The organism is Streptomyces sp. NBC_00775, from assembly GCF_036347135.1.
Taxonomy (GTDB): Bacteria; Actinomycetota; Actinomycetes; order Streptomycetales; family Streptomycetaceae; genus Streptomyces; species Streptomyces lutosisoli.
Genome location: NZ_CP108938.1, coordinates 5525190 through 5551409, shown reverse-complemented (window position 1 = coordinate 5551409; position 26220 = coordinate 5525190). Strand labels below are relative to the sequence as shown.

Sequence of the window (26220 nt, the reverse complement as noted above, 5' to 3'; positions counted from 1 at the left end):
GGGCCAACAATTGGCACGCCGATTGGAGCTTCTGAGGGTGCCAATACGCCCGTAGCGTCGAGGACATGACGAACCCGGCAGCACCCTCCAAGCCGAGCAGCAGCCTTGTTCCGCCCGCCGGCCCGCGGCGCGTCCTGGCCCTCGCCCAGCTGGGCAACTCCGTGGGGGACGGCGCCTATTACGTGACCTCGGCGCTCTACTTCACCCATGTCGTGGGGCTCGCCCCCGCGCGCGTGGGGCTCGGGCTGACCGTCGCGTGGGCGGTCGGCTCACTGGTGGGCGTGCCGCTGGGCGGGCTCGCCGACCGGCGCGGGCCGCGCGGCACGGCGGTGCTGCTGGCGCTGGCGACCGCCGCCGCGGTGGCGTCCTTCCTGGTCGTCCGCGGCTTCGTCCCCTTCGTCCTCGCGGCCTGCGCGTACGCGTCCGCGCAGTCGGGGCTCGCGGCGGCCCGGCAGGCGCTGCTCGCGGGGCTGGTGCCGGCCGGGGAGCGGACCGGGCTCCTCGCGCATCTCCAGTCGACGCTCAACGCCGGTCTGGCGGTGGGCGCGGGCCTCGGCGGGCTCGCGCTGCACGCCGGGACGAGGGCCGCATATCTCGGGGTGTTCGCGCTGGACGCGGTGAGCTTCCTGCTGTGCGCGGCGCTGCTGCTGCGGCTGCCGCCGGTGCCACAGGTCGCCGTGCGGCGGGGGCATGGAGTGGCTCGCCGGGATCGCGGGCGGCCCGGCGTGCTGCGTGACCGGCCGTACGTGCTGGTCACGTTCCTCAACACCGTGCTGCTGCTGCGGATGCCGCTGCTCAGTCTCGGCATCCCGCTGTGGATCACCGAGCGTACGGAGGCGCCCGCCTGGCTGGTGTCCGCGCTGTTCGTGCTCAACACGGGCGCGGTGATGGTCTTCCAGGTGCGGATGGCCCGCAAAGTCACGGGGCTCGCGTCGGCCACGCGCGCGATACGCCGCTCCGGGCTCGTCATGCTGGCGTCCTGCGCGGTCTTCGCCCTGTCGTCCGGTGCCTCCCCGTGGGCCGCGGCGGGAATCCTCGTGGCGGGCGCGGTCCTTCAGGTCGTCGCCGAGATGCAGCAGTCCGCGGGTTCCTGGCACCTGGCCTTCGACCTCGCCCCGGCCGACCGCATGGGCGAGTACCAGGGCTTCTTCGGCACCGGCGTCACGGTGGCCCGCACGATGGGCCCCCTGGTCCTGACGGCCCTGCTGGTCGGCTGGGGGACGCCGGGGTGGCTGCTGCTCGGGGCACTGATGGCGGGGGCGTCGTACGGGATGGGTCCGGCGGCGAAATGGGCTGCCACGCGCGGCGCGACAGCCCAGGCTCAAGACGCCGTCCCGGTCACGCGACCCGTGCCGGTGTCCTGACCACCACGGGCAGCGAGTCCACGAACAGCGCCCCCGCGAGGAGCGCTCCGCTGCCACGCGGGCTCCACGCGCGCGCGTGGAGGTCGTCATCGAGGGCGGAGAGCGCCTCGCGGCCCGCCTCCGTGAAGGTGCCGCCCGCTTCCAGCACCCCGCGGGCGCCCGCCTGGACATGGCGGAGGCCGAGGGGGCCCGCGGTGTACAGCAGCTCCGTGTCCTGGAGGGTGGACATGACGGTGAGGAGGGCGTCGAGCCGGGCGTACGGCTCGGGCGCGCCGGCCGTACGGGCGGTGTCGAGCGCGGCCAACGCCCGCCGCACATGCGGAAATCCGGCGCGCGCCTCACCGCGCGCCCCGGCGGCGCCGTACTTCGCCGAGACGGACGACCCGCGGGAGGGCCGCCGCGGCGCCCGCCGGTCCTGGTGCGCCGCGATCCGCTTGGCGGCCGCGGTGACGTCGTTCCCGGTGGCCCGGGGTTCCAGGGCCGCCGCCGCGACCAGGAGCCCGAGGGCCCACAGGGCACCGCGGTGGCCACCGCCCGCCAGTCCCACCGAATGCTCGGTGCACCGGCCGATCGCGCCCAGCTCCGCGCGGAGTTCGGGCGTGGGCAGGCCGGTGCGGCGGGCGGCGGCCGCCATGGCCGCGAGGCCGGGCGCCAGCGCCTTGGCCGACCAGCGCAGGGAACAGTGGTCCTTGCGGGTGGCCCGGGCGTCGAGGTCGCGCGGGTCGGGCAGTCCCGGCTTGGGGGAAAGCTCCAACTGCCATGTCAGCGCGGCCACTGCGGCCTGCGCCAGCGTCTCGTCCTCGCGGCTGCTCATGCGCGTACCTTACGAAGACGCGGAGGCCGACGGGGAGGCGCTGTCACTGGGTGCGTCGCTCGGCGGCGTACCCGTCGGAGCGTCGCTCGGGGGCGTACCACCGCCGCCGCTGCCCGCGCCGGTGCTCTCGGCGTCGGGGTCGATGCCCAGCGTGATGTAGCCCTTGTAGCCCTTGGACGGGTCCTTCTTGTGGACCGGCTCGAGGGTCAGCAGGCCGCTAGAGGCGCCGCCGCCGTCGTACACCATGTCGTTGTCGAGCGTGGTGTAGCTGCCGGAGTGCTGGGAGTAGGGCTCCAGCGCGAAGATCGTCTCGGCGATGTCGTCGTCGAAGAAGAGCTGCCCGGTGTAGTTCACCGTGCCGCCCTCGTACGTGCCGTCCTCCTTCTCGCCGCCGGTGTGCACCTTGACGTGGATGTGGCAGGTGCGGGGCGTGTACCAGCCGGGGACGATCGTCTCGAACTTGACGACCCCGTTGGCGTTGGCGACCTGGTAACCACGCAGGTAGGTCAGGTCGTTGGCGGTGGAGCCGTCCTCGCTCTCGGCGGGCGCGGAGCCGCCGGGGTTGGCGGTGGTGTAGCCGGAGTAGTAGCCCCAGGCGTCGCAGTGCCAGATCTCCACGGCGGCGCCGGCAACCGGGTTGCAGGAGTCGGTGGTGTCCTGAACGGTGATGCGCAGCGTCAGCGGAACGCCGCTCTTGCCCTCGGTGATGTCCTTGCGGACCAGGGCGCCGTCCAGGTAGTACGGCCCCTCGGTGACGCTGGACATCAGCACGCAGGTACCGCTGCTGGAGCTCGCCGAGGCGGTGGCGTCGGCATCGGTGGTGGTCGTCTCGTCGGCGAACGCCGACTGGTATCCGGCGACCGCGAGGCCTCCTGCGGCGACCGTGCCTCCGGTCACCGCGATCGCGCGGCGCCGGGTGATCGACTTGTCTTTGTGGCTTCCCGTCATGCTGGGAAAATTAGGAACGTCAGCCCTCAAACTCATGGGCGAGCCCTGTGATTGACCTGTGGACCTTGAGGAAGCTGAAGTCGCGGCAGGCCGCTGCTAGAACTCCAGTCCGTGCGACAGCAGCGGCAGATGGCGTTCGTACAGCTCGGCCAGGTCCTCCGTGCCGCCGCCCTCGACCCAGTGCCGTACGAGGGTCGTGAAGACGGCGATGATGGCCGCGGCCGCGCACTTCACGTCGAGGTCCGAGGCGTCCCGGCCGGTGCGTTCCGCGATGATCGCGGCGATCTCCTTCTCGCTGCGCTCCTGTTCACCGACCGAGCGGGCCCGGATCGCGGGGTCCGTGAAGGTGATCCGGGTGCGCAGCAGCAGCTCCTCACGGTCCTGGTCCAGCATCTGGCCCAGGGGGCCTTTCAGGGCCTGGAGGATCGCGTCGACGATCGGTTCGTCGGCCGGGCGGGCGCGCAGTGCCTCGGCGAGCGCGGGGTCGTACTCGTCCTGGATGACCACGTCCTCCTTGGTGGGGAAGTACCGGAAGAACGTGCTCGGGGAGATCTCCGCCGCCTCCGCGATCTGGTCGACCGTCGTCGCCTCGTACCCGTGCCCGGCGAACAGCCGGTACGCCTCACGGCGGATCCGGTCGCGGGTCTTCCGCTTCTTGCGCTCCCGCAGACCGAGGGGCGCGGCCGAGGTCTCCTGCGTCGTCATGCGATGGTCTCCCACGTCGTTACGCCATTGATCGCGTCGTCATGCCATCGATTCTGCGTGTTCGGGCACCGACCGGGCCACCTTCCGGCACTTCGTGGACCGGCCCGGCAGCCAGACCGCGGCCAGTACGGCGGCCAGCAGGGAGATGACCCCGCAGGCCGTCAGGACCAGGTTCATGCCGTGGACGAACGCCTCGTGGGCAGAGGTCGCGAGGCCCGTGTCGTGCAGCTGCCGGGCCACCTCGTCCGCGCCGGACACCGAGTCGCGGGCCGCGTCGGCCGCCCGCCCCGGCAGGCCGTCGGTGCCGAGCCGGGCCAGATAGCCGTAGCCGAGGAGACTGCCGAGGCCCGCCACGCCCAGGACGCCGCCGAGCTGCTGGACGGTCTCCAGGAGGCTGGTCCCCTGCCCGGTGCTGCCGTCCGGCAGCGAACCCATCACGAGGCTGGTCGCGGGCACGACGGCGAGCCCGAAGCCGAGGCCGGTGAGGGAGAGCCAGAGCGCGGTGAAGCCGTAGCCGCTGGAGAGGTCCGTGGTCGCGCCGAGGAAGACGCCGCCGGCGAGGACGGCCATGCCGAGCGGGACGACGGTGCGGGCGCCGAGCCGGGGGACGACGGCCTCGCTCGCCGCGGCGGCGGCCATCAGCCCGCCGATCAGGGGCAGTACGCGCAGACCGGTGCCGAAGGAGTCGTTGCCGAGGACGGCCTGGAGGTACTGCGGGACGACGAACAGGATGCCCATCACGGCGAAGTTGACGAAGACCGCGATCAGCGTGCCCCACAGGAAGCGGCGGTCGGCGAACAGTTTCAGGTCGACGAGCGGGTGCGGGTGGCGGCGCTCACGCACCACGAACCCGGTCAGCAGGGCGGCCGCGGCGACGAGGGTGACAAGGACCGTCGGGTCCGTCCAGCCGTCGCGCGGGATCAGGATCGTGCCGTAGACGAGCGCGGTGATGCCGAGGGCACTCAGTACGGCACCGAGGGCGTCGAAGGGCGCGGTGGCCTCGCGCTTCTTGTCGCTCGGCAGCAGCCACAGGCCCGCGGCCAGGGCGAGGACGGTGACGGGCACGTTGAAGAGGAAGACCGAGCCCCACCAGAAGTGGTCGAGCAGCCAGCCGCCGACGAGCGGGCCGACCGGCATGCCGAGAGCGGTGGCGGCCGTCCAGACGGCGATGGCCTTGGGCAGCTCCTCCTTGGCGAAGACGCGCGGCAGGATCGCCATCGACAGCGGCATGATCGTGGCGGCGCCGAGGCCGAGGACGGCCCGGGCCGCGATGACCGTCGCGGGCGACCCGGCGAACGCGCCGCCCAGCGAGGCGAGCCCGAACAGCGCGATCCCGCAAAGCAGCAGCCGCTTGTGGCCGTACCGGTCGCCCAGCAGGCCGACGGGGAGCATCGCCACGGACAGGGCCAGGAGATAGCCGCCGCCGATCCACTGCAACTGGGCGCTGTCGGCGTGCAGATCACCGGCGAGGGTCGGCAGGGCGACGTTGATGATCGTGCCGTCCAGCCCGACGATCAGCACGCTCAGCGTGAGCGCGGCCAGGGCGAGCCAACGGCGGCGGGCTGGGGTGGAAGCGGGTTGGTTTGTCGCAGAGGAGCGATTTGCCGCAGAGGGGTGGTGCGTTGCAGAGGAGTGGTGTGTCGCAGACATGCGGACCTCCAGAAGGGAGCAACCTGATGAGAGGCTACCCCCAAATGAGAGTCTACTGTCAATATGAAGTTGGCTTCCAGATTGGGCGGTGGCGCGGCCAGGTCTCCCGCCGCCGCTCAGAGCGCTACGCGGTCAGCAGAGAAGGGTCCTTCTTCCACTTGAGGATCTTGTCGAAGCTGACCACCGCGCCGCCCCGCCCCGGCTTGTTGCCGATGTGCACGTGATCGGCGAGCTCCTGGATCAGACACAGGCCCCGGCCGTGCTCGGCGTCGGCGCGTGCCGGACGCAGGGGGGTGCGGGCCCGCCCTGCCGGGAAACCGGGGCCGGAGTCGGCGACTTCGATGCGGCACTTCTCGCCGTCCAGGTAGGCGGTCACCCGGTAGGCCTCGGACGAGCCGCCGAGCGCCGCGTCCCCGCCGTGCTCGACGGCGTTCGCACAGGCCTCACTGAGGGCGACGGAGAGGTCGTACGAAACGTCCGGGTCGACGCCCGCGCTCTCCATCGTGCCGAGCAGCAGGCGTCTGGCGAGCGGAACGCTCGCAGCTTCGCGCCGCAAATGGAGTGACCACCAGATGCTCATGCTCCAGCCTCCCGGCCGCGGCTCGACATACCGTTACGTATTGCCGCAAGCACGCGTGCGCAATCGCCCACTTGCCGTGATGCCGCCCATACGGCGGACGCGCGCGCGACAGGGATCGGTGTATGTGCGGTCGACCCGTCCCAGATCGTGATCTTCCGGGCCTTGTCTCACGGAACGTCACCTTGCGGACCTGCCGTGGGGAACGGGTGGGCCCAGTGCGATGATGAGCCCGCCATGACTGCCCCCCACCAGCGTTCGGCGCACTCCGGATTCGACCTCCGGATCCTCAGGGCCGCGGTGTTCGCCGCGGTCTGCGTCGTGCTGGCCGCGGCAGGTCACACGCTCGCCTCGTGCGCCACGGTCCCCTGGTGGACGCTGGGCGCCGGCTTCTTCGCGGTGTTCGCCGTGTCCGCCGCACTGGCGGGGCGTGAGCGTTCGCTGCCGGGCATCGTGGCGGTGCTCACGGTCGGCCAGACCGTGCTGCACACGTTCTTCGGGCTCGGCCAGCACACCGGCGTCACGACGTCGATGGCGGGCATGTCGATGTCCGACGCCTCGCTCGTCGAGCGGGCCGCACGCCTCGTGTGCGGCACGACCGCCGCGGCGATCAGCCCCGCGCAGGCCCAGAAGATCCTCGCCGACGCGCGGATCGACACGGGCATGACGCACTCCATGAACCACTCCGCGGACGCTGTGTCGGCCACCGCGGGCTCCTCGATGTCGGTGCTGCCCTCCCTGCCGATGCTGCTCGCCCACGTCCTCGCGGCCGTCGCCGCCGGATGGGTGCTGCGTCGCGGGGACATGGCGCTGCTGCGTCTCATGCGGCTGTCGGCGCAGGGGGTCACGGAAGGGGCGCTCGTACGGTCGCTGCGCGCCGCGTTCACGCTCGTACGCGCCCTGCGCTCCGGACTTCCTGGGGCGCCCGACGTGGCGCGCACGCCCCGCACCGCGTACCTCACGCCCCCGAAGCCGCGTACGACCGCGCTCCAGCACACCGTCGTCCGGCGCGGACCGCCGTCCTCCACCGCACTCGTCCTCGCCGCCTGACACGACGCGCGCCACTCCATGGCCTCCATGAGGGGACGCCGTCGTGCGGCACACGCGCGTGCCCACCTTTTTCGACGCCCTCCCTTTTCGACGTCCTCCCTGTAGAGGGCACTCAGAGGGCACTCCCGCACGCGCACCCCCTCTCATCGGACTGAATTCGGACTGAAAGTGGAGTGCTCCCTTCCATGAAGGCTTCCCGTATCGCCGCCGCCGGCGCCGTCGCCGCCTCGGCCGTCCTCGCCCTCTCCGCCCCCGCCTTCGCACACGTCAGCGTGCAGCCCGAGGGCACGGCCGCCAAGGGCGACTACGCCACCGTGAACTTCAAGGTGCCGAACGAGCGCGACGACGCCTCGACCACCAAGGTCGAAGTGAACTTCCCGGCCGACCACCCGCTCGCCTCCGTCATGCCGCAGTCGATCGACGGCTGGAGCGTGAAGGTCACCAAGTCCAAGCTGGACAAGCCGCTCACCCTGCACGGCGAGAAGATCGACGAGGCCGTCACCAAGGTCACCTGGACCGCCGACGACAAGGGCATCCAGCCGGGCTTCTTCGAGAAGTTCCCGCTCTCCATCGGCGCGCTCCCCGAGGACACCGACGAGCTCGTCTTCAAGGCCGTCCAGACGTACTCCAACAAGGAGGTCGTGCGCTGGATCGAGCCGCAGAAGGAGGGCGAGGAGGAGCCCGAGAACCCGGCTCCGGTACTCGCGCTCTCCGCCGCGTCCGAGTCGGGCCACCACGGCTCCGCCGCCACCGACGACGCCTCCGACGCCTCCGACGCCTCCGACGCCAAGGACACCGCCCAGGACACCACCGAGGCCGCGTCCTCCGACAGCAGTGACACCACCGCCCGCGTGCTCGGCGTCGTAGGCATCGTCGTCGGCGCGGCGGGCGTCGCCTACGGCGTCCTGGCCGGCCGTCGGCGGACGAACGCCTGAGGTCCACCCCGCATTCGGCGCGCACCGGGAGGCCGTACGACCTGGCTCTTCAGGCCCGTACGACCCCCGGTGCGCACCGGAGCGCTCACATCTGGGACATTTTTCTATGCGCAAGAAGACGTATGCCGCGGCCGCCCTGTTCGCCGCCGCCGCTCTGACCCTCTCCGCCTGCGGCAGCGGCGACGACAGCAACAAGCCGATCGCCGACGTGTCCGTCGAGTCCGGCTCCGGCAAGGCCGCGACGATTCTCGACAAGCCGTTCGAGAAGCCGGACCTCGTGCTCACCGACACGAACGGCAAGAAGTACGACCTGCTCGCGCAGACCAAGGGCCGGCCGACGCTGATCTACTTCGGCTACACCCACTGCCCCGACGTCTGCCCGCTGACGATGAACAACCTCGCCGTCGCCAAGAAGCAGCTGCCCAAGGCCCAGCAGGACAAGCTCCGCGTCGTGTTCGTCACCACCGACCCGGACCGCGACACCCCCGCCGCGCTCGGCAAGTGGCTCAAGGGCATCGACTCCGACTTCGTCGGCCTGACCGGCGACTTCGCCACGATCCAGGCCGGTGCCCGCACGATGGGCATCTCCATCGAACCGACGTCGAAGGACAAGAACGGCAAGCTCGTCTCCGTCCACGGCACCCAGGTCATCGCGTTCTCACCGAAGACCGACGGGGGCTATGTGCTGTACGGCGAGGACGCCACCGTCGACGACTACACCAAGGACCTCCCCAAGATCATCAAGGGGGAGAACCCGTGAGGCCCCTCGCCGGATGCGCGGTGGTCATAGCAGCCGCGGTGACCCTCGCCGGATGCGGCTCGGACGCCTCGGACGACAAAGACTCCGCCCCGGCCACGCCCGAACTCAAGGTCACCGGCGCCTACATGCCCGCCCCCAGCATGGACACCATGGCGGCCGGGTTCTTCACCGTCACCAACTCCGGTGGCGCCGACACCCTCACCTCGGTCACCAGCGACCTCTCGGACGACGTCACGCTGCACTCCACCAAGGGCGGCGCGATGGAGGAGGAGACGTCGTTCAAGGTGCCGTCACAGGGCACCCTGGACTTCGCGAGCGGCGGCAACCACCTCATGTTCGAAAAGCTCACCCACAAGCCGAAGCAGGGCGAGAAGGTGTCCGTGGAACTGCACTTCGCCAAGTCCGGCACAGTGAAGATCTCCATGCCGGTGAAGCCCGCGACGTACACACCCAAGACCGGGCACTGAGGGAGGGACCACCATGACGCCGACCACCGCCTCCCGCTTCCGGAGCCGTCCGAGCCACCCGGGCTTCCGCAGCTTCCGGACGCTCGTGCTGCTGTTCCTCGCCGTCTCCGGCGCGCTCCTGGCGGGCGCGGCACCCGCCTCCGCGCACGCCGCGCTGACCGGCAGCGATCCGACGCAGGGGTCGGTGGTCGACAAGGCGCCCGCCCAGATCTCGCTCACCTTCTCCGAGAAGGTCGCGATGAACGACGGCTCGCTCCGCGTGCTCGACCCCAAGGGCAAACGGGTCGACACCGGCAAGGCGACCAACCCGAGCGGCACCACGTACTCCGTGAAGCTGCACTCGGGGCTGCCCGACGGCACGTTCACCGTCACCTACCAAGTCGTGTCGGCGGACAGCCACCCCGTCTCGGGCGCCTTCACCTTCTCCATCGGCGCGCCCTCGCAGACCTCCGTCGCACTGTCCGACCAAGCATTGGGCGGCGGGGTCGTCGGCGCGCTCTACGGGTTCGCACGCTACGTCTCCTACGCCGGATTCATCCTCCTCGTCGGCGGCGCGGCCTTCGTCCTGGCCTGCTGGCAGCGGGGCGCCGGAGTCCGGCCGGTGCAACGGCTCGTGGTCACCGGATGGCTCGCGCTGACCGGCGCCACACTCGCGCTGCTGCTCCTGCGCGGTTCGTACGTCGGTTCCGGCAAGGTCGGCGACATCTTCGACCTGACACTGCTCGGACAGGTGCTGCAGACCAAGTCGGGCGCGGCACTGGTCTCCCGGCTGCTGCTGCTCGCCGCGGCGGCCCTGTTCATCGCCGTGCTCTTCGGGGCGTATGTGAAACGGGACGAGGACAACGGGCCGCACGAGGACGACGAGTCGGAGGAGGCCGCCGACGCCGCCGCCGACCGGGCCGCCGAGAAGAAGGACCTCACCTTCGGGCTCGCGATCGGCGGTACCGTCGTCGCGGCGGGCCTGGCCGCGACCTGGGCCATGGCCGAGCACGCCTCGACCGGCATCCAGGCGGGCGTCGCGATGCCCGTCGACGTACTGCACCTGCTGGCCGTCGCCGGCTGGCTCGGCGGCCTCGCGACACTGCTGGTCGCCCTGTTCCGGGCACCGGCGCAGGAACAGATCGAGGCGGCGGCCGTACGCCGCTTCTCGCGCGTCGCCTTCGGCGGCGTCCTCACGCTGGTCGCGACGGGGATCTACCAGTCGTGGCGCCAGGTCGGCTCCTGGTCGGCACTCACCGACACGACGTACGGGCAGCTGCTGCTCGTCAAGATCGGCCTGGTGGCGGTCCTCGTGGGCATCGCGTGGATCTCGCGGCGCTGGACCGGGCAACTGTCGGAGGTCGCGGCTCCGGAGGCCGTGGCGGCGGCCGTGGTCGAGCAGCGCCAGAAGACACGGACGACGGTCCCCGCGAACACCCCGAAGACCGAGGACTCCCGGCGCGCCGCCCAACTCGCCCGGCAGCGGGCCGCCATGGCCACCACACGCGACAAGCGCATCCGCGACGCCGACCCGCACCGCTCCGGGCTGCGCCGCTCGGTCCTCGCCGAGGCGGGCGTCGCCATCGTGCTGCTCGCGGTCACGACCGCGCTGACGACCACCGAACCCGGGCGTACGGAGGAGGCGGCCCAGCAGGCCACCGCGTCCTCCTCACAGCGGTCCGGCCCGCTCTCCCTGAAGATCCCGTTCGACACCGGCGGCCAGGACGGCAAGGGCACCGTGGAGGTCACCCTCGACCCGGCCCGCGTCGGCGCCAACGAGATGCACGTCTTCGTGGTGCGGCCGAACGGCAAGGCTTTCGACGTACCCGAGGTGAAGGTCGCCTTCACCCTCGCCGCGAAGGACATCGGCCCGCTGCCCGTGACCCCCGACCGCATCGCCACCGGACACTGGTCGGCGGCCGGGGTGCAGATCCCCATGGCGGGCGACTGGAAGATCGCGGTGACCGTACGGACCTCCGACATCGACCAATCGACCGTGAACAAGAACGCGCAGATCGGCTGAACCTCACCATGGCTGACCACTCCACTCCGGAGACGTCCTCTCAGCGGACCACCTCCCAGGCCTCCTCCAAGGTGACCTCTCCGAGGGAAGCCGATACGGAAAACGCCTCCTCCAAGAAGGCCACGCCGGAAAACGCCTCTCCTAAGGAGACCGTTTCCCAGGAGACCTCTCCTAAGGGGGCCATTTCACGGCGCCGGCTCCTCGGCACCGCGGGTGCCACCGGCCTCGCCCTGGGCGCGGCCGGAGGCGCCGTGGGATACGCGGCGACGCCCTCCGCCGAGAAGACCACCCCGCTGACCACGCTCGGCGCGGACGCGGTGATGTTTCACGGGAAACATCAGCCCGGCATCACCAACGCCCTCCAAGCCCGCGGCCACCTCGTCGCGTTCGACCTGGACGCGGGAGCGGGCCGCAAGGAGGCGGCCGCGCTGCTGCGCCGCTGGTCGGCGACGGCCCAGCGACTGATGGCGGGCGAGGCCGCCGCACACGACGACACGGACATCGCCCGCGACGCCGGCCCCTCGTCCCTCACGGTCACCTTCGGCTTCGGACACAGCTTCTTCGCACGTACGGGCCTGGAGAAGCAGCGCCCCGTCGCCCTGGACCCGCTGCCCGACTTCTCCTCCGACCACCTCGACAAGGCGCGCAGCAACGGCGACCTGTGGGTGCAGATCGGCGCGAACGACGCCCTGGTCGCCTTCCACGCCCTGCGCGCGATCCAGAAGGACGCGGGCGGCGCGGCCCGCGTCCGCTGGCAGATGAACGGCTTCAACCGCTCGCCCGGCGCCACCGAGCAGCCGATGACAGCCCGCAACCTGATGGGCCAGATCGACGGCACCCGCAATCCGAAGCCGTCCGAGTCCACCTTCGACCAGCGCATCTTCGTGCCCACGTCGGGCTCGGCCGACCCGGCCTGGATGGCGAACGGCTCGTACGCCGTCGTACGCCGTATCCGCATGCTCCTCGACGACTGGGAGAAACTCTCGGTCAAGGCCCAGGAGGACGTCATCGGGCGCAAGAAGTCGAACGGAGCCCCGCTGTCCGGCGGCACCGAGACAACCGCGATGAACCTCGACAAGACGGACGCCGACGGCAACCTGGTCGTCCCCATCAACGCGCACGCCCGGATCACCCGGCCCGACCAGAACGGCGGCGCCGCGATGCTGCGCCGTCCGTTCTCCTTCCACGACGGCATCGACACCGACGGCGTGCCCGACGCGGGCCTGCTCTTCGTCTGCTGGCAGGCCGATCCGCTGCGCGGCTTCGTCCCCGTCCAGCGCAAGCTCGACCGCGGCGACGCACTCTCCACATTCATCCGCCACGAGTCGAGCGGACTGTTCGCGGTACCGGGCGGAGCCGCGGAGGGGGAGTACGTGGGGCAGCGGCTGCTGGAGGGCTGAGGAGCACCCCTCGGGGCTGCCCGCTCCCCGTCGGCCGAGGGGCACCTCCGGGGCCGCGGTTACCGGCCGTCCGACGGGCGCCCTGAGGGGCCACGGTGTCCACAGACGCGAGCCGGGTTGGACAAGGCCCATTAGGGTGACGGTATGTCGGCGACGCGCTACACCTATCTCGGCCCCGAGGGAACGTTCACCGAGGCCGCCCTCCGTACGCTTCCGGAAGCCGCGACGCGGGAGCTGGTCCCCATGGTGTCCGTCCCGGCCGCGCTCGACGCGGTGCGCGGCGGCGAGGCCGCGGGCGCGCTCGTCCCGATCGAGAACTCGGTCGAGGGCGGTGTCACCGCCACCCTCGACGAGCTCGCCAAGGGTGACCCGCTGATGATCTACCGCGAGGTCGTGCTGCCGATCGCCTTCGCCCTGCTGGTCAGGCCCGGCACGGCCCTGAAGGACATCAAGACCGTCACCGGCCACCCGGTCGCCCAGCCGCAGGTGCGGAACTGGCTCGGCACACACCTGCCGGACGCGCTGTGGGAGTCGGCGGCGTCGAACGCGGACGGGGCGCGCCTGGTCCAGGAGGGCCGGTACGACGCGGCCTTCGCGGGCGAGTTCGCGGCGGCGACGTACGCGCTGGAACCACTGGTGACCGAGATCCACGACGCGGCGAACGCGGAGACCCGCTTCGTGCTGGTCGGCCGCCCGGCCCGGCCCGCGGCCCCGACCGGCGCCGACAAGACGTCCGTGGTCATCTGGCTCGGCGACGACCACCCGGGCGCGCTGCTCGAACTCCTCCAGGAATTCGCCGTACGCGGCGTCAACCTGATGCGGATCGAATCGCGCCCGACCGGCCAGGGCATCGGCAATTACTGCTTCTCCGTTGACGCCGAAGGTCATATCACCGACCGCCGTGTGGGCGAGGCGCTGATGGGCCTCAAGCGGATCTGCCCCCAGGTGCGCTTCCTCGGGTCCTATCCGCGGGCCGGGGTCGCCCTGGAGGACGTACGGGCGGTGCGGGCCGGGACGTCCGACGGCGCGTTCTCGGCGGCGTCGGACTGGCTGGCGCGCTGCCAGGACGGCCGTTTTTAGCCGGTCGTACCTGCCGACTTTCTTTCTCCACAGAAGTTATCCACAGGTGTGCTTCTCGACCTGGGGACAAGTCGACAACGAAGCGCTACATCGTCGACAAATCGGCCTACAGGCCCCTTCTTCGTCCACAGTCACGCACGTCACCCCTCGTCCACTCTTTTCCCTTGATCAATCCTTTGGAGCGAAGCATTTCCACTCGAACGTGGGTGTAGAGATGGTTTGACTCGGGAATTCTTCGTCCCGCATGCGGCTTTCGGAATGATCACTTCCGTAGTCCACAGATCTTCCGCACAGCCTGTGGATAACTTGATGGGGGCGTGGATCCCTGTGGACAACCCCCTCTCAAGTCCCGCTCCCCGCAAGGGAATCAAGTCAACCGGTAGACTGCCGTCTGCCCCGTTTCAGGGAGTAGCGTCCTTTTTATTGACGCTTCCGAAGCCACTCCTCGGCGCCTCATTGGTGATCAAGAGATTCAGCCCGGCATTTCACCCATAACGTGACAGAAGCCCCGGACCGGAATATCGAGTCGTTGGCCGGAACCGCGCACCGGTAGCCTTGAGGGGTGATTGACCTTCGCCTGCTCCGTGAGGACCCCGACCGTGTTCGCGCCTCCCAGCGCGCCCGTGGAGAGGACGTCGCGCTCGTCGACTCCCTCCTCTCCGCCGACGAGCGGCGCAGGTCGTCCGGCGTCCGCTTCGACGAGCTGCGTTCCGAGCAGAAGGCGCTCGGCAAGCTGATCCCCAAGGCCTCCCCGGACGAGCGCGCCGAGCTGCTGAAGAAGGCCGAGCAGCTCAAGGCCGACGTCAAGGCCGCCGACGCCGAACAGCACGAGGCGGACGAGGAGGCCAAGCGGCTCGTCCTCCAGCTCGGCAACCTCGTGCACCCCGACGTCCCGGTCGGCGGCGAGGAGGACTTCGTCGTCCTGGAGACGCACGGCACCATCCGCGACTTCGCCGCCGAGGGCTTCGAGCCCAAGGACCACCTGGAGCTCGGCGAGGCGCTGGGCGCCATCGACGTCGAGCGGGGCGCCAAGGTGTCCGGCTCGCGCTTCTACTACCTGACGGGTGTCGGCGCGCTGCTGGAGCTCGCCCTCGTCAACGCGGCGATCGCGCAGGCCACCGAGGCCGGCTTCATCCCGATGCTGACCCCGGCGCTGGTCCGCCCGCGCGCCATGGAGGGCACCGGCTTCCTCGGCCAGGCCGCGGAGAACGTGTACCACCTGGAGAAGGACGACTACTACCTGGTCGGCACCTCCGAGGTCCCCCTCGCGGCGTACCACATGGACGAGATCCTCGACGCCGACAAGCTGCCCGTGCGCTACGCCGGTTTCTCGCCGTGCTTCCGCCGCGAGGCCGGCACGTACGGCAAGGACACCCGCGGCATCTTCCGCGTCCACCAGTTCGACAAGGTCGAGATGTTCTCGTACGTCGACCCCGAGGACGCGGAGAACGAGCACAAGCGCCTCCTGGACTGGGAGAAGCAGTGGCTCACCGGCCTGGAGCTGCCCTTCCAGGTGATCGACGTGGCCTCGGGCGACCTCGGCTCGTCGGCGTCCCGCAAGTTCGACTGCGAGGCGTGGATCCCCACCCAGGGCAAGTACCGCGAGCTGACCTCGGCCTCCAACTGCGACAGCTTCCAGGCCCGCCGCCTGTCGGTCCGCATGCGCGACGGCAAGAAGGTCCAGCCGCTCGCCACGCTGAACGGCACGCTGTGCGCAGTACCGCGCACGATCGTCGCGATCCTGGAGAACCACCAGCTGGCCGACGGCTCCGTCCGCGTGCCGGAGGTGCTGCGTCCGTACCTGGGCGGTCGTGAGGTCCTGGAGCCGATCTCCAAGTGACCAACGGCGCCACGGAGTCGGCCGGGTCCACCAGGTCCTTCCCCTACAAGCTCGTCGCGACCGATCTCGACGGGACGCTGCTGCGTTCCGACGAGACGGTCTCGGAACGTACGCGTGAGGCGCTCGCCGCGGTCACCGCCGCGGGCGCCGCGCACATCGTCGTCACCGGGCGCGCGGTGCCCTGGACCCGGCACATCCTCGACGACCTCGGCTACGAGGGTCTCGCGGTGTGCGGCCAAGGCGCGCAGGTGTACGACGCGGGGGAGCACCGGCTGCTCACCGCGGTGACGCTCGACCGGCAGCTGGCCGGTCTGGCGCTCGCCAAGATCGAGGCGGAGGTCGGCCCTCTGCTGCTCGCCGCGAGCCGCGCCGGGCTCGACGGCGAGATCCTGGTCGGCCCCGGCTACCGCATGATGAGCGGTCCGCTCGAGGTCGTACCGATCAAGGACGCGGCGGACCTCTGGTCGGCTCCCCTGAACAAGCTGTACGTCCAGCACCCGACGCTCTCCGCCGACGAGCTCGCCGAGGCGGCCACGCGCGTCGCGGGCGGCCTCGTCGGCGTCATGATGGCGGGCGCGGACATTGTGGAACTCCTCCCCCTGGGCCTCTCCAAGGCGACGGGGTTGTCCATCGCCGCCCGCCGCCTGGGTGTGAAGGCCGCGGACACGATCGCCTTCGGCGACATGCCGAACGACATCCCGATGTTCGGGTGGGCCGCGCGCGGGGTGGCGATGGCCAACGCCCACGACGGCCTCAAGGCGATCGCGGATGAGGTGACGTCCTCGAACGACGAGGACGGGATCGCTGTGGTGCTGGAGCGGTTGCTGGGTTAGGCGTTGCGGCGGCGCCCGTCTGGGGTTCAGCGGGCTGTCGTACGTCTTGAGGAGGATGCGCGGATCGAACGCGCGCGGGGTTTCATCCCCGACCGCGGCTTAGCAAGCCGGTGCCTTACCTCTCGGCCAATCCTCCGGGTGGGCGGCCCGCGCGAGATGCGCGCTCGAAGCGGCCGCCCCGGGCAGCCCCCCGTGCGGAGCGGGTTCGACGGAGGGGTAACTACTCCGGAACCTGCCGCGGGCTGCCCTGTCGGGAGCTCGACGAACTGCTCCTGATGAACATCGTCGCGCTCCTCTCCCAGAACGTGGCGCCGGCTCGATGCGGCGGCGGGGACAGAACTACTGTGCCCGTAAGCCGACTTGGGCGCCACCGAATAAAACCGAGGTCAGCGGCGGCGCCACCTGCGCCGGCGCCCCTTGCTGAAGAACCATCCCGCGGGCGGCTCGTCGGAGCGCCAGGGCTGCGGATCGGGTCCCCCGTCGCGCCAGCGGGCGGCGAGCATACGGGCGCGGGCGGACGGCTCGGCCGTCTCCGCGGAGCGTATGAAGTTCTCGTCCAGGACGAGGTCGTCCCAGGCATCCCCGGACACGTCCCCGGACTCCCGCTGTTCCTCGCCCTTCGGTTCTGCCATCCCCGTTCCTCCTAGCCGTGCATCCCCTTGGCCCAGTGTGCCCAGCCAGAGGTGAAGCCGCTGTCAAGAAAAATGGGGGCTCCACGCGCGCGTGCGTGGCGACAACCGGCACGCGCGCGTGGAGCCCCGGCTCACTCCTCCCCGGCCAGCGTCAGCGATCGCAGCCGCTGCCCCGCGTACCAGGTGGCGAGCACGGTGACCGCGATCAGCAGCACCGTGGCGGTCGGCAGACTCACGTCCGAGGTGACGAGGTCCCCGCCGGTGACCTTGTGGCCGACCGCGAGCGCCCACTGCTGGACGCTGAGCGTGCGCGCGCCGGACACCAGCGACCCGAAGAGGGCTTCCCAGACGAGGGCGTAGACGAGTCCGAAGACCACGGCGTGCCGGGTCACGGTTCCCAGGAGCAGGAACAGGGCGGCGTACGCGATGGAGGCGACCAGTGCGGCCACGGTGTAGGCGACGGCGATCTGCTGGCCGTTGCCGTTCAGGATCATGCCCGCGATGAACGTCGGCAGTGCGGAGAACGCCATGGTGACGGCGATCGCGACGATCAGCTTGGTGAAGATGATCGTCGGCCGCTTCAGGGGCTTGGCCAGCAGATACACCACCGAGCCGTCGTCGATCTCGGGCCCGATCGCGCCCGTACCGGCGATGACGCCGATGATGGGCACCATTGTGGCGAGCGCGAACCCGCCGAGCACGTCCGAGGCGACCTGGTCGTCGGCTCCGGCGAAGCCGCGTACGGCCACGGAGATCACGATGAGCAGGACGGGCAGCGCGCAGAGGATGAGGGCCCGGCGGCGGCCGAGCAGGCCCCGATAGGTGAGCCGGGCGACTGTGGGGTCGTACATCTTCGGCCTCCTACGCCGCGACAAGATACGAGAAGACGGATTCGAGCGACTCGTCGGACGGCGAGACCGTGAGCAGCCGGATGCCGTGCTCGCGCGCGACGCGAGGCAGCAGCGCGGTGAACCGGCCGAAGTCGACCGCCTGGATGCGCAACGCGCCCTCGGCCAGGTCGACTTCGATGCCGGATGTCGACGGGTCGGCGATCAGTGCGGCGGCGAGCGCCCGGTCGTCGCTGGAGCGGACGAGGTAGCGGTGCGGGCGGTCGGTCATCAGGCGGCGGATGCGCCTGAAGTCGCCGCTCGCCGCGTGCCGTCCGGCGACGATCACCTCGATGTGCGCGGCGAGTTGCTCGACCTCTTCGAGGATGTGGGACGAGAACAGCACCGTGCGGCCCTCGTCGCCCATGCGGCGCAGCAGGTCCATGAGCTGCATGCGCTGGCGCGGGTCCATGCCGTTGAAGGGCTCGTCGAGCAGCAGCAGCGACGGGTCGTGGACGAGCGCGGACGCCATCTTCACGCGCTGCCGCATCCCCTTGGAGTACGTGGAGATCTTGCGGTCCTGCGCGTACTCCATCTCGACCGTGGCGAGGGCCCTTTGGGCGGCCTTCGCGCCGAGGCCGTGCAGTTCGGCGTTGGCGACGACGAATTCACGGCCGGTGAGGAAGTCGTACATCGCCTCCCGTTCGGGGACGATGCCGATGTGCCGGTAGATCTGTTCGTTGCGCCAGGTGGGCTGCCCGTCGAGGGTGACGGTGCCCGTGGAGGGGGCGAGGAAGCCGCCCATCATGTTGATGAGGGTGGACTTCCCGGCGCCGTTCGGGCCGAGCAGGCCGGTGACTCCGGGGCTGATCGTCATCGTGATGTCGTTGACCGCCACCACGTTGCCGAACCAGCGCGAGACGTGGTCGATGTTGAGCGTGGTCACAGCCCGGCCTTTCGGTAGCGGCGCATCAGGAGGCCGTAGCAGCCCGCGATGAGACCCAGGACGACGATGAGGTAGACGACGCCCTGCCCGGACGAGGGGCCTTCCCCTCCGGGGAAGGCGGAGGTGGCGCCGAGGAAGGCCGTCTGCACTCCGTCGATGAGCGTGATCGGCGAGAAGAGGCCGAGCCACGGGACGGCTCCGGTGCTGGACTGGTCGAAGGCGATGGCCTGGACGGTGGACACCGCTCCGTAGGAGATGGTCAGGGCGGCGATGACGGCCGCGATGCCGAAGCCGCGGCGCGGGGTGACCGCCGAGATGACCAGGCCGATTCCGGCGAACAGCAGCGAGAGCAGCGTCACGGAGACCAGCCCCTGTCCGAAGCCCTTCGTCTGGTCGGCGAAGTCGAGCTTCGCCAGAAGCGCCCCTACGTAGAGCACGATCAGCGGTGCGGCCGTGAGGATGAACAGCGCCGAGGCCAGGGCCGCGTACTTGGCCCTTACGTAGTCGGCGGTCTCGATGGGGCGCGAGAAGTACAGCGGTACGGTCTTGAAGCGCAGGTCGCGCGAGACGGACTGGGGTCCCTGGGAGGCGACGTACAGGCCGATGACGGCCTGCATGATCACCGCGTAGCGCGTGTAGTCGACGGGCAGGTCCTTCGCCTTCGTGGCGACCGCGACGGCCACCATGATGAGTGCGGGGACGCAGATCACCACGAAGAGCAGCATCGGCAGAACCTTGGACTTGACCGAGCGGCCGAGACCGTAGGCGCCGCGCAGGGACTGCGAGTACAGCGAGCGGCGGGCGTAGGCGCGGCCCAGGCGCGGGCCGTCGTAGTTGCGGTAGCCGATGTTGTGGATACGGGTCTGCTCGCCGGGCTGGGCCGGGGACGCCACCTGGGGCTGCTCAACCGCCATGGCCGACCGCCTCCTTCCGCTGCTCGTCGCCGGTCGTCCGTGCGCCACCGGTCTTCTGTTCGTCGCTGTCCTTGAAGACCTCCGCGATGTGGTGCCTGCGCTGTTCCATGCGGACCAGGCCGAGGCCGAGGTCGGCGACGACGTCGCGGACGAGGTCGTAGGTCTCCTCGCCCTCGGCGGTGAGCAGCAGGATGTGTCCGGCGCCGGGCAGGCCGCTGCCGTCGTGGGTCTCGATGCCGCGCGCGTGGAGCACGTCGCGCACCGTGCCGGTGCCGTCCGGGTGCTCGTCGGTGTCGGTGACCTCGATGGCGAGGGTCGTCGTGGTCTGGGTGAAGTCCGTGGTGGAGCTGGAGCGCAGCAGTTTGCCGCCGTCGACGACGACCACGTGGTCGCAGGTCCGCTCCAGCTCGCCCAGCAGATGCGAGGTGACCAGGACCGAGATGCCGAAGTCGGTGTGGATGCGGCGGATCAGTCCGAGCATCTCGTCGCGGCCGACCGGGTCGAGGCCGTTGGTCGGCTCGTCGAGGAAGACCAGCTGGGGGTCGTGGACGAGGGCCTGCGCGAGCTTCACGCGCTGCTTCATGCCCGTCGAGTAGCCGCCGATGGGGCGGTAGCGCTCCTCGTACAGTCCGACGTGGCGCAGGGTGTCCGCGGTGCGCTCGCGGGCCGCGGCCGGCGGGAGCCCGGACATGCGCGCCATGTGGACGACGAACTCGGTGGCCGAGACGTCGGGCGGCAGGCAGTCGTGCTCGGGCATGTACCCGACCCGCTCGCGGATGGCGCCGCCCTCGGTGGCGACGTCGAGGCCGAGCACGTGTGCGCGGCCCTCGGTGGCGGGGGACAGACCCAGCAGGATCTTGATCAGTGTGGACTTGCCGGCCCCGTTGGCTCCGACGAGTCCGGTCACACCGGGCCCGACGTCCACGGAGAGCCGGTCAAGAGCGGTCACCCTGGGGAACCACTTGCTCAGGCTTTCGGTCGCGATCACAGTCACGTTTCGAAGGTAGTGGCGCACGCCACAGCGGTCGTCAGCCCATGGAGCTGGATCCGCGTCAGACTCCAGTCGTACGGGCCCGTAGGGGTCCCCCTGAGGTCGAACAACCGGCACTGGTTTATCCACATCGCGGCGGTTGTCCACAGGCGTCGCGCAGCTCTATTGACGCAGCCTCTAACAACTGTCACATTCGCCAGTGTCAAGTTACGGGCACGTACCGCGGTCAGCGTGGACATGGGTGGGGCGGTGGCATGACGACGGCAGTGGCAGGCGAACTCTCCGCGGAACTGCGGGGGTTCAGGGAGGTGCAGCGCCTCGCGTACGAGTGCGCGGAAGCGGTCGCGGCGCAGCTCAAGCCGGGTGTGACCGAGCGCGAGGCGGCGCGCATGCAGCGCGACTGGCTGCGCGAGCGCGGGGTGCGGGACTGGTTCCACCTGCCCTTCGCCTGGTTCGGGGACCGTACGGCGTTCGTGAACTTCCGGATCCCGCTGCAGTTCTTCCCCACCAACCGCCGTCTGGAGCCGGGGATGCCGTTCATCCTCGACATGGCCCCGGTCCACAAGGGATACACGGCGGACATCGGCTACTCGGGCTCGCTCGGGCTGAACCCCGTGCAGGACAAGCTGCTCGCCGACCTTGAGGCGCACCGCGAGCTGATCCTGCGCGAGGTGCGCGAGCGGCGCCCGCTGCGCGAGATCTACGAGGACGTGGACCGGCTCATGGTCCGCCAGGGCTATGCGAACCGGCACCGCGCGTATCCCTTCGGCGTGATCGCGCACAAGGTGGACCGGGTGAAGGAACGCCCTTGGTCGCCACGGCTGTTCGGGTTCGGCACCCAGTCCCTGAAGGGGCTCGCGAGCGACGCGGTCCGCGGGCACCGCGACGGCTGGTCGCCGCTGTGGTCGCCGTACAGGTTCTCCGACCATCCGCCCCGGCCGGGGCTGTGGGCGGTCGAACCGCACCTCGGATTCCGGGGCACGGGCGCGAAGTTCGAGGAGATCCTGGTCGTCACCGACTCCAGGGACCCCGAGCAGAGCGCGTTCTGGCTGGACGACGATCTGCCGCACGTGCGGCGCTGGGCGGAGGACAAGTGAGTCTCGAAGGCGCGCGTGAGCGCTGGGTGCGGACGGGCGGAGTCGAGCTGTGCGTCGCCGAGTTGGGCGACGAGACGCAGCCCACGGTGGTGCTCGTGCACGGCTATCCGGACTCCAAGGAGGTGTGGTCCGAGGTCGCGACGCGTCTCGCGGAACGCTTTCATGTGGTGCTCTACGACGTACGGGGACACGGCAGGTCCACGGCGCCGCAGCCGCTGCGCGGCGGGTTCACGCTGGAGAAGCTGACGGACGACTTCCTGGCGGTCGTGGACGCGGTCAGCCCCGACAGACCCGTACATCTGGTGGGGCACGACTGGGGTTCGGTGCAGTCGTGGGAGTTCGTCACGGTCCCGCGCACCGAGGGCCGGATCGCTTCCTTCACGTCGATGTCCGGGCCGTCCCTGGACCACTTCGGGCACTGGATCAAGCAGCGCGTGAAGCGGCCCACCCCGCGCAAGGTAGGCCAACTCCTCGGCCAGGGCGCCAAGTCCTGGTACGTGTACCTGCTGCACACGCCCGTCCTGCCCGAGCTGGCCTGGCGCGGCCCGCTCGGCAAGCAGTGGCCGAAGATCCTCCAGCGGGTCGAGAAGGTCCCCGCCGGCGACTACCCGACCCCGTCGCTGCCCTCGGACGCGGCGCACGGCGCGTGGCTGTACCGCGACAACGTACGGGCCCGGCTGAGCAGGCCACGAACGGACGCCTACGCGCACGCGCCCGTGCAGCTCATCACGCCCCTGGGAGACGCGTTCCTCTCCGAGCGGCTCTACGACGGGCTGGAGACGTGGGCCCCGCGGCTGGTGCGCCGTACGCTCCCGGCCAAGCACTGGGTGCCGCGGACGCGCCCGGACCAGTTGGCGGCCTGGATCACGGAGTTCGTGACGGCGAACGAAGGCAGGGGGACCGGGGTGCCCGCGCACGACACCATGGCCACCGGCAAGTACGCGGACCGGTTCGGCGGGCAGCTCGTGCTGGTCACCGGCGCGGGCAGCGGCATCGGGCGGGCCACCGCCTTCGCGTTCGCCGAGGCCGGCGCGCGCGTGGTGGCCGTCGACCGGAACGCCGAGAGCGCGGCCCGCACGGCGGAGATGTCCCGGCTGATCGGCTCCCCCGAGGCCTGGGCGGAGACGGTCGACGTCTCGGACGAACAGGCCATGGAGAAGCTCGCCGAGAAGGTCGCCACCGAGTACGGCGTGGTGGACGTGCTGGTGAACAACGCCGGGATCGGGCTCTCCGGATCCTTCTTCGACACGACCCCGGAGGACTGGAGGAAGGTCCTCGACGTCAATCTGTGGGGCGTGATCCACGGCTGCCGGCTCTTCGGGAAGCAGATGGCCGAGCGCGGGCAGGGCGGCCACATCGTCAACACCGCGTCAGCGGCGGCGTACCAGCCGTCGAAGGCACTGCCCGCCTACAGCACCTCCAAGGCGGCCGTCCTGATGCTCAGCGAGTGTCTGCGCGCGGAGCTGGCGGGGCAGGGCATCGGCGTCTCGGCGATCTGCCCCGGCTTCGTCAACACGAACATCACCTCGACCGCGCACTTCGCCGGGGTCGACGCGCTGGAGGAGAAGCGGCGCCAGAAGAAGTCGGCGCGGCTGTACGGGCTGCGCAACTACCCGCCGGAGAAGGTGGCCGACGCGATCCTGCGCGCGGTGGTCCGCAATCAGGCGGTCGTCCCGGTCACTCCGGAGGCGCGCGGCGCCCATCTCATGTCCCGCTTCACACCGAGGGCACTGCGCACGATCGCACGGTTGGAGCCACCGCTGTGAGCGAGCTCGCCTCCATGAGCGACGACCACCATGCGATCGCCCCGCGCCGGGTCTCCTTCGACTGGCAGCGGACGCCGCTGCACTGGATACCGGACGAGCCCACCGCCACCCATGTCATCAACGTGCTGCATCTGCTGCTGCCCGCGGGGGAGCGGTGGTTCGTGAAGGTCTTCAAGGAGGGGCTGCCGCTGGTCGACGACCCCGAACTCCTCAAGGACGTCAAGGGATTCATGGGTCAGGAGTCGACGCACAGCGTGCAGCACGCCCACGTCCTCGACCACCTCGCGGCGCAGCGTCTGGACACCGCGGACTTCACCAAGTACGTCGACTTCCTCTTCGAGAGGCTGCTGGGCGAGAAGCCGCCCCTGGGGGCGCCGATACCGGCCGAGGAGTGGCTGCGCTTCCGGCTGTCGGTGATCGCGGCGATCGAGCAGTTCACCGCGGTGCTGGGCGACTGGGTGCTGGCGGCCGAGGGCCTGGACCTCGCCGACGCCGACGAGGTCATGCTCGACCTGCTGCGCTGGCACGGCGCGGAGGAGGTCGAGCACCGCGCGGTCGCCTTCGACATGTACCAGCACTGCGGCGGCGAGGGCCTGCCCCGCTACGCGCGCAGGATCGCGGGCATGGCGGTCACCGCGCCGATGATGCTGTACCTGTGGGCATGGGGTGCCGCCTACCTCATACGCCACGATCCCCAGCTCGCCGGCCGCCTGCGCTACTCGCTCGCCGCCCACAACAGGGCCGTACGCAAGGGTCTGCTGCCCACCTGGAAGGAGCTCGGCACGGCCATACCCCGCTACCTGCGGCGGTCGTACCATCCGTCCCAGGAGGGCTCACTGCGCAGGGCCGTCGAGTATCTGGCGCAGTCACCGGCGGCACGGTCGGCTGCGGGGGCGATCGGACGCGCGGCCATCGCGTAGCGAGGCCGGGAGGGCGGGAAGCGTGAGCGACGAGTCGGCCGGTGTCGCGTACCGGATCGAGGACCTGGCGCACCACAGCGGTGCCACGGTCCGGACGATCCGCGCCTATCAGGACCGCGGGCTGCTCCCCCGCCCCGAGCGGCGCGGCCGCGCCAATGTGTACGCGGACGCGCATCTGGCCCGGCTGCGGCAGATCGCCGGCCTCCTGGACCGCGGCTACACGCTGGCCTCCATCAAGGAGCTCCTGGAGGCCTGGGACACGGGCCGGGGTCTCGGCGGGATCCTCGGTCTGGTCGCGGAGGTCGACGGGCCGTGGACCGACGAGGAGGCCGTACGCATCTCGCGGGCCGAGCTCGACGAGCGGTTCGGCGGCAGCCCGGACGACGCGGCGGTCGCCGACGCCGTCGAACTCGGTGTACTGGAGCCGGTTCCCGGGGACGCGGACTCCTTCCTCGTTCCGAGTCCTCAAGAGCTGGCCGTGGCCGTCGAGTTGTCGGCGGCGGGAGTTCCGCTGTCCGCGATCTCGGTCCATTTGCGGGAGTTGAGGGGGCAGGTCGAGCACATTGCCTCCCGTTTCCTGGAGTTCACGACGGAGCACGTCTTCGCTCGCTATCTGGGGGAGCGTCAGCCGACCGACGCGGACGCGGCCGAGGCGGCCTCGCTCGTTCGACGACTGCGCCCGCTCGCGCAGCAGACGGTGGACGCCGAACTGGCCCGTGCCATGCGGCTGTTCGCCAACCGGCACCTGCGTCAGCACCTCGGTGCGGGGCAACCCCCGGAGCTCAAGGACGAGACGCGTTCTGTGGAGATTCCGGCGGACACAATGCGGGCTGTTGAGGGGCTGGTTGGTGCCGGGCAGGTGGCGGCTTTCGTCGTTGCGGCTGCCGAACGGGAGGTGCAGGCACGGACCTTGGACCACCTTGCCTCAAACTACGGCAAACTGGGCACTGTTGACGAAATGCCCTAAATGGCTGGTGAGTTGTCCACAGATTCGTCAATTCCCCTGTGGATAACAGGACTTGGCTGTGGATCAAACCTCCGAATCAAAATCAAATGCGTGATCCGTCTCTCGCCAGGCACGCTGGAGAGATGAACGAACGGATGGATGAAAGACGCACCGTGAAGGTGTCGAAGTACCTCTCGAAGCATCTGCGGCACCAGCCCGAGCGGATCGGGCTCACGCTCGGCGAGGGCGGCTGGGTGGAGATCGAGACGCTGATGGCCGCGGCGGCCGCGCACGGCTTCCGGATCACGCGCGAGGAACTCGATCACGTGGTGGCCACGAACGACAAGCGGCGCTTCGCGATCGAGGGGACCCGGATCCGCGCCAGCCAGGGCCACTCCGTCGAGGTCGACCTCGGACTGCCCCCGGCGACTCCGCCCGCGTACCTCTACCACGGGACCGTGGCCCGCAACCTGGACGCGATCCGCGCCGAGGGCCTGCGGCCCATGAACCGGCACGACGTGCACCTCTCGCCGGACCGGGAGACCGCCACCCGCGTCGGCGCCCGCCGCGGCCGGCCGGTCGTGCTCTCCGTGGACGCCGCCGCCATGCACCGCGACGGCCATGTCTTCCGGGTCAGCGCGAACGGGGTCTGGCTCACCCAGGCCGTACCGCCGCGGTACCTGCGGTTTCCCTCGGGGCACTGACCAGGCAGGCAGCGGGGGCGATCATGCGGTGGCCGCGACCACTGGGCGGTTC

Annotated in this window: 25 protein-coding genes and 1 tRNA gene; 15 read left to right on the top strand and 11 right to left on the bottom strand. The window is 70.4% G+C overall.

Annotation, left to right across the window (positions count from 1 at the left end; genetic code table 11):
- Positions 1-65: 65 nt before the first annotated feature.
- A complete protein-coding gene (locus OIC96_RS24715) occupies positions 66-1364 on the top strand; it encodes an MFS transporter (protein WP_330305740.1) in 1299 nt (432 codons plus the stop codon).
- On the opposite strand, the gene OIC96_RS24710 is transcribed toward OIC96_RS24715, so the two are convergent.
- The 5 genes from OIC96_RS24710 to OIC96_RS24690 all read right to left on the bottom strand — a co-directional run bounded on the left by OIC96_RS24710 (position 1339) and on the right by OIC96_RS24690 (position 6061).
- Positions 1339-2178 carry a triphosphoribosyl-dephospho-CoA synthase gene (locus OIC96_RS24710; RefSeq protein WP_330305741.1) on the bottom strand — a complete coding sequence of 280 codons (840 nt, stop codon included), beginning with the start codon at positions 2176-2178 and terminating at the stop codon, positions 1339-1341. The two genes, OIC96_RS24715 and OIC96_RS24710, sit on opposite strands and share 26 nt — an antisense overlap.
- 9 nt (positions 2179-2187) lie before the next feature.
- A complete protein-coding gene (locus OIC96_RS24705) occupies positions 2188-3126 on the bottom strand; it encodes an intradiol ring-cleavage dioxygenase (RefSeq protein ID WP_330305742.1) in 939 nt (312 codons plus the stop codon).
- A 96-nt stretch (positions 3127-3222) separates the two neighbouring features.
- Positions 3223-3831: an acyl-CoA-like ligand-binding transcription factor gene (locus OIC96_RS24700; RefSeq protein WP_330305743.1), complete on the bottom strand. Its 609-nt coding sequence runs from the start codon at positions 3829-3831 to the stop codon at positions 3223-3225.
- A gap of 39 nt (positions 3832-3870) precedes the next feature.
- On the bottom strand, positions 3871-5373 hold the full coding sequence (locus OIC96_RS24695; protein WP_443058552.1) for an MFS transporter: 1503 nt from the start codon (positions 5371-5373) through the stop codon (positions 3871-3873).
- A 232-nt stretch (positions 5374-5605) separates the two neighbouring features.
- Complete coding sequence (locus OIC96_RS24690; protein WP_327430012.1) at positions 5606-6061, bottom strand: ATP-binding protein; 456 nt, start codon at positions 6059-6061, stop codon at positions 5606-5608.
- A 234-nt stretch (positions 6062-6295) separates the two neighbouring features.
- On the opposite strand from OIC96_RS24690, the gene OIC96_RS24685 reads away from it, so the two are divergent.
- The 9 genes from OIC96_RS24685 to OIC96_RS24645 all read left to right on the top strand — a co-directional run bounded on the left by OIC96_RS24685 (position 6296) and on the right by OIC96_RS24645 (position 16425).
- Positions 6296-7108, top strand: a complete 813-nt coding sequence (locus OIC96_RS24685) for a hypothetical protein (RefSeq protein ID WP_330305745.1) — start codon at positions 6296-6298, stop codon at positions 7106-7108.
- A gap of 185 nt (positions 7109-7293) precedes the next feature.
- Positions 7294-8043 (top strand): YcnI family copper-binding membrane protein, encoded by a 750-nt coding sequence (locus OIC96_RS24680; RefSeq protein WP_330305746.1) that lies wholly within the window; start codon positions 7294-7296, stop codon positions 8041-8043.
- Positions 8044-8149: 106 nt separating this feature from the next.
- The gene (locus tag OIC96_RS24675; protein ID WP_330305747.1) at positions 8150-8803 is read left to right on the top strand and encodes an SCO family protein; all 654 of its coding nucleotides are present in this window, start codon (positions 8150-8152) and stop codon (positions 8801-8803) included.
- Positions 8800-9270 (top strand): copper chaperone PCu(A)C, encoded by a 471-nt coding sequence (locus tag OIC96_RS24670; protein ID WP_330305748.1) that lies wholly within the window; start codon positions 8800-8802, stop codon positions 9268-9270. The genes OIC96_RS24675 and OIC96_RS24670 overlap by 4 nt, the downstream gene beginning before the upstream one ends.
- Positions 9271-9283: 13 nt before the next feature.
- A complete protein-coding gene (locus OIC96_RS24665) occupies positions 9284-11272 on the top strand; it encodes a copper resistance protein CopC (RefSeq protein WP_330305749.1) in 1989 nt (662 codons plus the stop codon).
- Positions 11273-11280: 8 nt separating this feature from the next.
- Positions 11281-12672: an iron uptake transporter deferrochelatase/peroxidase subunit gene (gene efeB, locus OIC96_RS24660; RefSeq protein WP_330305750.1), complete on the top strand. Its 1392-nt coding sequence runs from the start codon at positions 11281-11283 to the stop codon at positions 12670-12672.
- A 144-nt stretch (positions 12673-12816) separates the two neighbouring features.
- Positions 12817-13752, top strand: coding sequence for a prephenate dehydratase (gene pheA, locus OIC96_RS24655; protein WP_330305751.1), 936 nt, complete (start codon positions 12817-12819; stop codon positions 13750-13752).
- Positions 13753-14314: 562 nt separating this feature from the next.
- Positions 14315-15592 (top strand): serine--tRNA ligase, encoded by a 1278-nt coding sequence (gene serS / locus OIC96_RS24650; RefSeq protein WP_330305752.1) that lies wholly within the window; start codon positions 14315-14317, stop codon positions 15590-15592.
- Positions 15589-16425, top strand: coding sequence for an HAD family hydrolase (locus tag OIC96_RS24645; RefSeq protein WP_330305753.1), 837 nt, complete (start codon positions 15589-15591; stop codon positions 16423-16425). Before serS ends, OIC96_RS24645 begins: the two co-directional genes overlap by 4 nt.
- Before the next feature lie 49 nt (positions 16426-16474).
- Here OIC96_RS24645 and OIC96_RS24640 read toward each other — a convergent pair.
- From OIC96_RS24640 to OIC96_RS24615, 6 genes are all read right to left on the bottom strand, one after another.
- Positions 16475-16561 (bottom strand) — tRNA-Ser (locus OIC96_RS24640).
- Positions 16562-16811: 250 nt separating this feature from the next.
- The gene (locus OIC96_RS24635) at positions 16812-17057 is read right to left on the bottom strand and encodes an SGM_3592 family protein (RefSeq protein WP_330305754.1); all 246 of its coding nucleotides are present in this window, start codon (positions 17055-17057) and stop codon (positions 16812-16814) included.
- Positions 17058-17188: 131 nt separating this feature from the next.
- The gene (locus tag OIC96_RS24630) at positions 17189-17908 is read right to left on the bottom strand and encodes an ABC transporter permease (RefSeq protein ID WP_330305755.1); all 720 of its coding nucleotides are present in this window, start codon (positions 17906-17908) and stop codon (positions 17189-17191) included.
- Between the two features lie 10 nt (positions 17909-17918).
- On the bottom strand, positions 17919-18830 hold the full coding sequence (locus OIC96_RS24625) for an ABC transporter ATP-binding protein (RefSeq protein ID WP_330305756.1): 912 nt from the start codon (positions 18828-18830) through the stop codon (positions 17919-17921).
- Complete coding sequence (locus OIC96_RS24620; protein WP_330305757.1) at positions 18827-19744, bottom strand: ABC transporter permease subunit; 918 nt, start codon at positions 19742-19744, stop codon at positions 18827-18829. The genes OIC96_RS24625 and OIC96_RS24620 overlap by 4 nt, the downstream gene beginning before the upstream one ends.
- Complete coding sequence (locus OIC96_RS24615; protein ID WP_330310190.1) at positions 19734-20732, bottom strand: ABC transporter ATP-binding protein; 999 nt, start codon at positions 20730-20732, stop codon at positions 19734-19736. The genes OIC96_RS24620 and OIC96_RS24615 overlap by 11 nt, the downstream gene beginning before the upstream one ends.
- Positions 20733-20989: 257 nt before the next feature.
- Here OIC96_RS24615 and OIC96_RS24610 point away from each other — a divergent pair, with 257 nt between their 5' ends.
- From OIC96_RS24610 to OIC96_RS24590, 5 genes are all read left to right on the top strand, one after another.
- Positions 20990-21832 (top strand): M24 family metallopeptidase, encoded by an 843-nt coding sequence (locus tag OIC96_RS24610; protein WP_330305758.1) that lies wholly within the window; start codon positions 20990-20992, stop codon positions 21830-21832.
- Positions 21829-23598: an SDR family oxidoreductase gene (locus OIC96_RS24605; RefSeq protein ID WP_330305759.1), complete on the top strand. Its 1770-nt coding sequence runs from the start codon at positions 21829-21831 to the stop codon at positions 23596-23598. The genes OIC96_RS24610 and OIC96_RS24605 overlap by 4 nt, the downstream gene beginning before the upstream one ends.
- A 14-nt stretch (positions 23599-23612) precedes the next feature.
- Positions 23613-24518, top strand: a complete 906-nt coding sequence (locus tag OIC96_RS24600; RefSeq protein WP_330310191.1) for a metal-dependent hydrolase — start codon at positions 23613-23615, stop codon at positions 24516-24518.
- A gap of 22 nt (positions 24519-24540) precedes the next feature.
- Positions 24541-25485, top strand: a complete 945-nt coding sequence (locus OIC96_RS24595) for a MerR family transcriptional regulator (protein WP_330305760.1) — start codon at positions 24541-24543, stop codon at positions 25483-25485.
- A gap of 134 nt (positions 25486-25619) precedes the next feature.
- On the top strand, positions 25620-26168 hold the full coding sequence (locus tag OIC96_RS24590) for an RNA 2'-phosphotransferase (protein WP_330310192.1): 549 nt from the start codon (positions 25620-25622) through the stop codon (positions 26166-26168).
- The last annotated feature ends 52 nt before the right edge of the window (positions 26169-26220 follow it).

What these genes read in the sequence shown, in the direction of transcription:
- OIC96_RS24685 (WP_330305745.1), top strand. Translation starts at nt 6,296, where the DNA reads ATGACTGCCCCCCACCAGCGTTCGGCGCACTCCGGATTCGACCTCCGG.
- pheA (WP_330305751.1), top strand. Translation starts at nt 12,817, where the DNA reads ATGTCGGCGACGCGCTACACCTATCTCGGCCCCGAGGGAACGTTCACC.
- OIC96_RS24675 (WP_330305747.1), top strand. Translation starts at nt 8,150, where the DNA reads ATGCGCAAGAAGACGTATGCCGCGGCCGCCCTGTTCGCCGCCGCCGCT.
- OIC96_RS24610 (WP_330305758.1), top strand. Translation starts at nt 20,990, where the DNA reads ATGACGACGGCAGTGGCAGGCGAACTCTCCGCGGAACTGCGGGGGTTC.
- OIC96_RS24690 (WP_327430012.1), bottom strand. Translation starts at nt 6,061, where the DNA reads ATGAGCATCTGGTGGTCACTCCATTTGCGGCGCGAAGCTGCGAGCGTT.
- OIC96_RS24590 (WP_330310192.1), top strand. Translation starts at nt 25,620, where the DNA reads ATGGATGAAAGACGCACCGTGAAGGTGTCGAAGTACCTCTCGAAGCAT.
- OIC96_RS24710 (WP_330305741.1), bottom strand. Translation starts at nt 2,178, where the DNA reads ATGAGCAGCCGCGAGGACGAGACGCTGGCGCAGGCCGCAGTGGCCGCG.
- OIC96_RS24705 (WP_330305742.1), bottom strand. Translation starts at nt 3,126, where the DNA reads ATGACGGGAAGCCACAAAGACAAGTCGATCACCCGGCGCCGCGCGATC.
- OIC96_RS24600 (WP_330310191.1), top strand. Translation starts at nt 23,613, where the DNA reads ATGAGCGACGACCACCATGCGATCGCCCCGCGCCGGGTCTCCTTCGAC.
- OIC96_RS24665 (WP_330305749.1), top strand. Translation starts at nt 9,284, where the DNA reads ATGACGCCGACCACCGCCTCCCGCTTCCGGAGCCGTCCGAGCCACCCG.
- efeB (WP_330305750.1), top strand. Translation starts at nt 11,281, where the DNA reads ATGGCTGACCACTCCACTCCGGAGACGTCCTCTCAGCGGACCACCTCC.
- OIC96_RS24630 (WP_330305755.1), bottom strand. Translation starts at nt 17,908, where the DNA reads ATGTACGACCCCACAGTCGCCCGGCTCACCTATCGGGGCCTGCTCGGC.
- OIC96_RS24635 (WP_330305754.1), bottom strand. Translation starts at nt 17,057, where the DNA reads ATGGCAGAACCGAAGGGCGAGGAACAGCGGGAGTCCGGGGACGTGTCC.
- OIC96_RS24715 (WP_330305740.1), top strand. Translation starts at nt 66, where the DNA reads ATGACGAACCCGGCAGCACCCTCCAAGCCGAGCAGCAGCCTTGTTCCG.
- OIC96_RS24680 (WP_330305746.1), top strand. Translation starts at nt 7,294, where the DNA reads ATGAAGGCTTCCCGTATCGCCGCCGCCGGCGCCGTCGCCGCCTCGGCC.
- OIC96_RS24620 (WP_330305757.1), bottom strand. Translation starts at nt 19,744, where the DNA reads ATGGCGGTTGAGCAGCCCCAGGTGGCGTCCCCGGCCCAGCCCGGCGAG.
- OIC96_RS24700 (WP_330305743.1), bottom strand. Translation starts at nt 3,831, where the DNA reads ATGACGACGCAGGAGACCTCGGCCGCGCCCCTCGGTCTGCGGGAGCGC.